Below are 5,596 nucleotides of genomic sequence, written 5' to 3' on the forward strand. Positions count from 1 at the left end.
CACGGAAAGGCGGCGCGGGCCGAAGTTGACGGTGCGGCGCGGCGGCGCTTCCGCCCCGCCGATCGGTGCCAGGATCGCGTCCAGCAGATCATCCGCGGTGCCGTCATCCGGCAGCAATGCCAGCAAAGTCGCGCCCTGCGCGCCCTGCAACGTCGCGCCCTGCGCGGCATCCGCCTGCAGGCCGAGCATGGCGGCGGCGGCGTGGTTCATCGCGATCACGGCGCCGTCGCTGGCCAGCGTCACCACGCCATCGGCCAGGCCATCCAGCGCCGCGTTGAAATCCAGCTCCAGCCGGTCATGCGCGGCGCGGATATCGGCCTCGGTCGCGTCCAGCTCGGCCATCCGGCGGCGCAGTTCCAGCTCCGCCACCACCCGCCCGGCCAGCAGGGTCAGGCCCTCCGCCTGCGCCGGCGCCAATTCCCGCGGCAGCGTATCCACCACGCAGAGCGTGCCAAGCGCGTGCCCCTCGGCCGAGATCAGCGGCGCGCCGGCGTAGAAGCGCAGGAAGGGCGCCCCGGCCACGCTGGGGTAGCTGGCATAGCGCGGATGCGCGGCCAGGTCCGGCACCACCAACAGGTCCCGCGCCCGGATCGTGTCGTTGCAGAAGGCCTGGTCGCGCGGGCAGGCCAGCAGCGCGGCCTCGAAGCCATGCGCGGCCTTCAGCCATTGCCGCCCGGCATCGAGCAGCGCGACATAGGCCATCGGGCAGCCGGTGAGGCTGGCGGCCAGCCTTGCCACATCGTCGAAGGCAGGCTCCGGCGGTGTGTCCAGTATGGCGGTGCGCGCCAGCGCCGCCAGTCGTGCGGGTTCCGCCGGGTCGGTCACGCCATCCATCAGCGTTCGTTCAGGCTGATGCGCCAGGTGTCCAGCGTGGTGCCCAGCACCTGGTCCATCGCCGTGAGCGCGTTGAGATAGGCGATCACCGCGGCCAGTTCCGCGCTTTCGGCCTGCTGCAGCGCGGACTGGAAGGACACCACCTGGAAGTTGCTGGACCGCCCGGCCTGCAGCTTCACCAGTTCCGCCGCCAATTGCTGCGCCGTCAGCTCCCGCGCGCGCGTCGCGAGCTGCGCCTGGCGGCGCTGCGCATCGATGTTCCGCACCGCGTCTTCCGCCTGCCGGCGCAGCTGGTCGCGCGCTTCCTCGACCAGCACCTCGTTCTGCCGCAGCGCCACCGTGGCGTTGACCTCCTGCTGTTCGCGCGAAAGGCCGCCGATCGGGATGTTGACGCGCAGCCCGATGTTGAAGTCGGATCGCACGGTGGACAGCGCGCCGATCGTCTCCATCACCTGGGATCGAAGCGCCTGCTGCCCGGCGCCGGCCACGATGGAGACGTCCCACAGCCGCTGGTTGCGCGCGATGTCGAGGTTGATGCGGCTGATCTCGATGCTCAGCAGCCGGGCCAGATAGGCGGGCTGGTTGGCGAAGGCGGTGGCCAGCGCGCGGTCCATATCCACCTGCACCGCCGGCGCCGCCGGCCGTTCCGCCGCCCAGATGGGGGAGGAGGGGTCGATTCCCATCAGCACCAGCAGCGAAAGCCGTGCCGATTCACCGGCATTGCGGGCGGCGATGAGCTGCAGTTCCTGCTGTGCGATACTGGCTTCGGACTGGATCAGTTCCACCTGCGCCAGCCGCCCGGCGGCGATCAGCGCGCGGTTCACCTCCACCAGGTCACGCGCGCGGCGCAGGCTTTCCTCCGCGATGCGGGTCTGTTCCTGCGATTGCAGCAGCGTGCGATAGGCGACGATGATCTGCGAGATCTGGTCGATCACCTGCGCCTTCAGCCGCAGCTGGGCGCCCTGTTCGGAAATGCGGGCGATGCGGCGCGGTGCCATGGCGTAGTCGATGCCGCCGCCGGCCAGCAGGGGCTGTTCCACTTGGAAGCCGATCTGTGACGGTCCCTGCGGCGTCTGGCCGCGCGTATTGGTCTGGCTGCTGAGCCAGGACATGCGGAACACCGCCCCGGTCGGCGTATCCACCGTGACCACCGGCCCCACCGCGAAGCGCGAGGTCCGCACCTCACCGGTGCGCGACCGGCCGGCTTCCGCGGCCAGGGCGAGGCGGGGGGTGAAGCTGTCCTCCGCCACGCGCAGCGCGAAGCGATCGGCGATGCGTTGCAGGTATTCGCCGCGGATGCCGCGATTGTTGCGCAGGCCCAGCGCCACCGCCTCCGGCAGCGTCAGCGGCACGGCGTCGGCGGGCGGCCTGGCTGGCGTGCCCGGCGGCTGCCTTGGCTGCGCCCCCGCCGGCCCCATCAGCAGGACCAGCATCGCGCCGATCCCCGCCACGACATGCCATGCCACCCGGCCGACCCTTCTCTTTCCGTGCAACCTCGCTTCCGCCAAACTATCTCATCCGGAAGGGTGGGGAAGCAATGCGGGACCGTAAGGTGTTTCCTATCACGCGCATTGCCAGCACCGAATTGCTAAACTGTTTCGCTCCGCGCAATCCTCATGTCGTCGCCGGATCGGAATGGTTCCGCCGGGCGCACATCGAACGAAACGGGACACGGATCATGCGATACGCAGGAAAACTGGCAACCGCGGCCCTGGCGCTGGCGGCGGTCACCGCAGGCGGCGCCGCACAGGCGCAGAGCGGCCATGAATGGCAGGGCCAGAACCGCCAATACCACCCGCCGACTGTCACCAACTGCGCGCTGCGGCTGGACCGCATCTACCAGCCCAATGCCGGCCAGCCGATCCACCTGGTGATCACCAACACCAGCCACAATCGCCTGCGCTACGATGTGCAGATCGAGCTGCGGCGGGGTGCGGAGTTCACCAGCGGCAGCATCCATGTGGACAACGCCAACCCCGGCGAGCAGTCGACGCGGCCGAGCATCCAGGCCTTCCCGGGCTCGCTCGCCGGCAGCGTGGTGACGCTGCGGATCACCTCCTGCACCCTCCGCAGTTGAGCGCAACGCGACCCATGCGGCCGCCGCCCCCCAGGCCGCTGCCCCCCAGGCCGCCGGTCGCGCCACCCGCCGGGTTCCCCCCCGGCGGGTTGCTGCGATGCGCGGGCCTCGGGTTGCTGCTGATGCTGGCGGCCTGCGGCATGCCGGCCGTGCTGCGCGGCCCGCCCGATGCGGCCAGCATGGAAACGCCCAGCATCCTGCCGATGCCGGCCATCGCGGAGCCGACCGGCGAGCCGCCGATCACCCTCCAGCCGCCTACTCCGCCCGCAGCGCCTCGATCGGATCCAGCCGCGATGCCATGACCGCGGGGTAGAAGCCGAAGAAGATCCCGACCGCCACCGAAACCCCGGCCCCCAGCGGTGCCGCGGTGGGGGAGATCACGAATTCCCAGCCCGACAGCCAGGCAAAGCCCCAGGCGCCGGCGATGCCGAGGAAAATGCCCAGCACGCCACCGGTGACCGACAGCAGCACGGCTTCTGCCAGGAACAGCGTGCGGATATCCCCCGGCTGGGCGCCGATCGCCAGCCGCACGCCAATCTCCCGCCGCCGCTCGGCGATGGAGACCAGCATGATGTTCATCACGCCGACGCCGCCGAGCGCCAGCGCGATGGCGCCCACCGCGCCCAGCAGCAGCGTGAACAACTGCATCTGGTTCTGCATCCCGGCGATGAGCTGCCGCGCCGATTGCACCGAAAGCCGCTGGTCGCGCAGCTTCGGGCCGAGATGGCGCTGCAACTGCCCGACCACCACCTCCGCATCCGCATCCGGCTGCATGCGCAGGATGGCCATGGACAGGGACGGGTTGAACATGATGCGGCGGACATTGGGGATCGAGACGAACAGCGTGCTGTCGATGTCCACCGGCATCATCGGGCTGTGCAGCATCGGCTCCGCCACGCCGATCACGGTGAAGACGTAGCGCCCGATCCGCAGCGGGGAGCCGACGCGGATCGGCGCATAGGGCGTGGATAATTGCCGCGCCAGCCCGGCGCCGACCACGGCATACAGCTCGAACCGGTCATAGTCGGAAATGAAGCGCCCTTCCCGCATCCGCATCCGCGTCACCTGCGCGAAGGCGGCGGTGATGCCGAGCTGGGAGGAATGGGCTACCTGCCCCTCATGCTGCGCGCTGCCGCCGCCGATGACGAAGGGCGCCACTTCCCGCACCGCCAAAAGTTCCAGGGGCAGCGCCTCCAGGTCGGAGAGCTGGAAATGGCCGAGGCCCATATTGCCATCGGCGCGGAGCGTCAGGATGTCCGTACCCAGCTGGCGGAACTGGCGGATGGTCTCGTTGCGCGCGATGGCGCCGACATTCAGCATGGCGATCACCGCCGCCGCGCCGATGACGATGCCGAGCAGCGCCAGCGCCGACCGCTGGCGGGACGCCAGCAGGTTGGCCGCCGCCTCGGCCACCACACGTTTCAGCATGCGGGCACAACCTCGGTCAGCACGCCATTGGCCAGCACCACCTGGCGCTCGCATTGCGCGGCAACGCCCGGGTCGTGGGTGATGATCAGGATCAGCACGCCGTATTCGCGCTTCAGCGCCAAGAACAGATCCATGATCTCCTGGCTCACCTTGGGGTCGAGCGCGCCGGTCGGCTCATCGGCCAGGATCACGCGCGGCTCGCCGACCAAAGCACGCGCAATGGCCACCCGCTGCTTCTGGCCGCCGGACAGCATCGCCGGCATGTGCTCCGTCCGCTCACCGAGGCCGACGCGTTCCAGCATGGCGATGGCGCGGCTCCGTGCCTCGGCCTCCGGCGTGCCGCGATACATCAGCGGCAGCGCCACGTTGCGCCAGGCATTCAGCCGCGGCAGCAGGAAGAAGGATTGGAAGACGAAGCCGATCAGCCGGTTCCGCAGCCGCGACAGCTCCCGCGCCTCCGCCTTCAGCACGTCCTGGCCGTCGATCCGGTATTGCCCGCTGGTCGGCTTGTCGAGCAGGCCGATGATGTTCATCAGCGTGGTCTTGCCGGAGCCCGAGCCGCCCATGATGGAGACCAGCTCCCCAGCTGCGACGGTCAGCGAGAGATGCCGAAGGATGTGCATCTCGCCCGGGCCGACGCGGTAGGATCGGCCGATATCGACCAGCTCAAGCATGTGCTGTGGCTAGACCTTCCGGGTGTGCAGGGAAACGCCGCGAGCCTCGTGGCCGCGGCGTTCCGGTCAGCGGCAGTTGTTGACGGCGATGGTGGGGCTGCCGCCGGTCGCTGGCGCGTCATACACCACGGACACGGTGCCGAGGCTGATGTTGTTGTGGGTGCCGTTGGCCCAGCGGATGGTCTGGCTGCCATGCGCAGGCAGGTTGATGCCGGAAAGCTGCGGACTGAACACCGAGACGGTCGGGAACATGGTGCCGATGTTGATCTGCAGGCTCACGGGGATAGGCGTGCCGTTGCGGACCTGCAGGAAGTATTCGTAGCGGTTGCCGCCGAGGCCGGTCTGGTACACGGAGTCGATGAAGACGCGGTTGCGGCAGGTGTTGGTCTGCGCCTCGGCCTGCGGGATCGTGGCGGGCAGCAGGGGCAGGGCCAGGCCGAGGGCCAGGGCGGTCAGGGTCATACGGGTCATTTCGGGCTTCCTTTCCGTGGGGAGGACCGATCATCGTTCCTCTGCGAAACGAAACCTAAGGGTGATTTGCCGGCATCTCCAGATCGCGGATTCTATTTCCGCGATAGGCGTT

6 protein-coding genes are annotated in these 5,596 nt (G+C 69.2%); 1 reads left to right on the forward strand and 5 read right to left on the reverse strand.

What is annotated here, in order from left to right; genetic code table 11:
- Both Q8S40_RS13355 and Q8S40_RS13360 read right to left on the reverse strand, forming a co-directional pair.
- Positions 1-834, reverse strand: an 834-nt coding sequence (locus tag Q8S40_RS13355; RefSeq protein ID WP_305670785.1) for a GAF domain-containing protein, incomplete at its 3' end; no start/stop codon positions are given.
- Positions 834-2,300: a TolC family protein gene (locus Q8S40_RS13360; protein ID WP_305670786.1), complete on the reverse strand. Its 1,467-nt coding sequence runs from the start codon at positions 2,298-2,300 to the stop codon at positions 834-836. The genes Q8S40_RS13355 and Q8S40_RS13360, both read right to left, overlap by 1 nt.
- A 212-nt stretch (positions 2,301-2,512) precedes the next feature.
- Between Q8S40_RS13360 and Q8S40_RS13365 the strand changes: the two genes are divergently transcribed.
- A complete protein-coding gene (locus Q8S40_RS13365) occupies positions 2,513-2,911 on the forward strand; it encodes a hypothetical protein (RefSeq protein ID WP_305670787.1) in 399 nt (132 codons plus the stop codon).
- A gap of 255 nt (positions 2,912-3,166) precedes the next feature.
- Here Q8S40_RS13365 and Q8S40_RS13370 read toward each other — a convergent pair whose 3' ends face one another.
- The 3 genes from Q8S40_RS13370 to Q8S40_RS13380 all read right to left on the reverse strand — a co-directional run bounded on the left by Q8S40_RS13370 (position 3,167) and on the right by Q8S40_RS13380 (position 5,484).
- Entirely contained in the window at positions 3,167-4,339 is a 1,173-nt protein-coding gene (locus tag Q8S40_RS13370) for an ABC transporter permease (protein WP_305670788.1), read from the reverse strand.
- Positions 4,333-5,013, reverse strand: coding sequence for an ABC transporter ATP-binding protein (locus Q8S40_RS13375; protein WP_304810109.1), 681 nt, complete (start codon positions 5,011-5,013; stop codon positions 4,333-4,335). The genes Q8S40_RS13370 and Q8S40_RS13375 overlap by 7 nt, the downstream gene beginning before the upstream one ends.
- Positions 5,014-5,079: 66 nt before the next feature.
- Positions 5,080-5,484 carry a hypothetical protein gene (locus tag Q8S40_RS13380; RefSeq protein ID WP_305670789.1) on the reverse strand — a complete coding sequence of 135 codons (405 nt, stop codon included), beginning with the start codon at positions 5,482-5,484 and terminating at the stop codon, positions 5,080-5,082.
- Positions 5,485-5,596: the final 112 nt, after the last annotated feature.

This window comes from Falsiroseomonas sp., from assembly GCF_030695085.1.
Lineage (GTDB): Bacteria > Pseudomonadota > Alphaproteobacteria > Acetobacterales > Acetobacteraceae > Falsiroseomonas.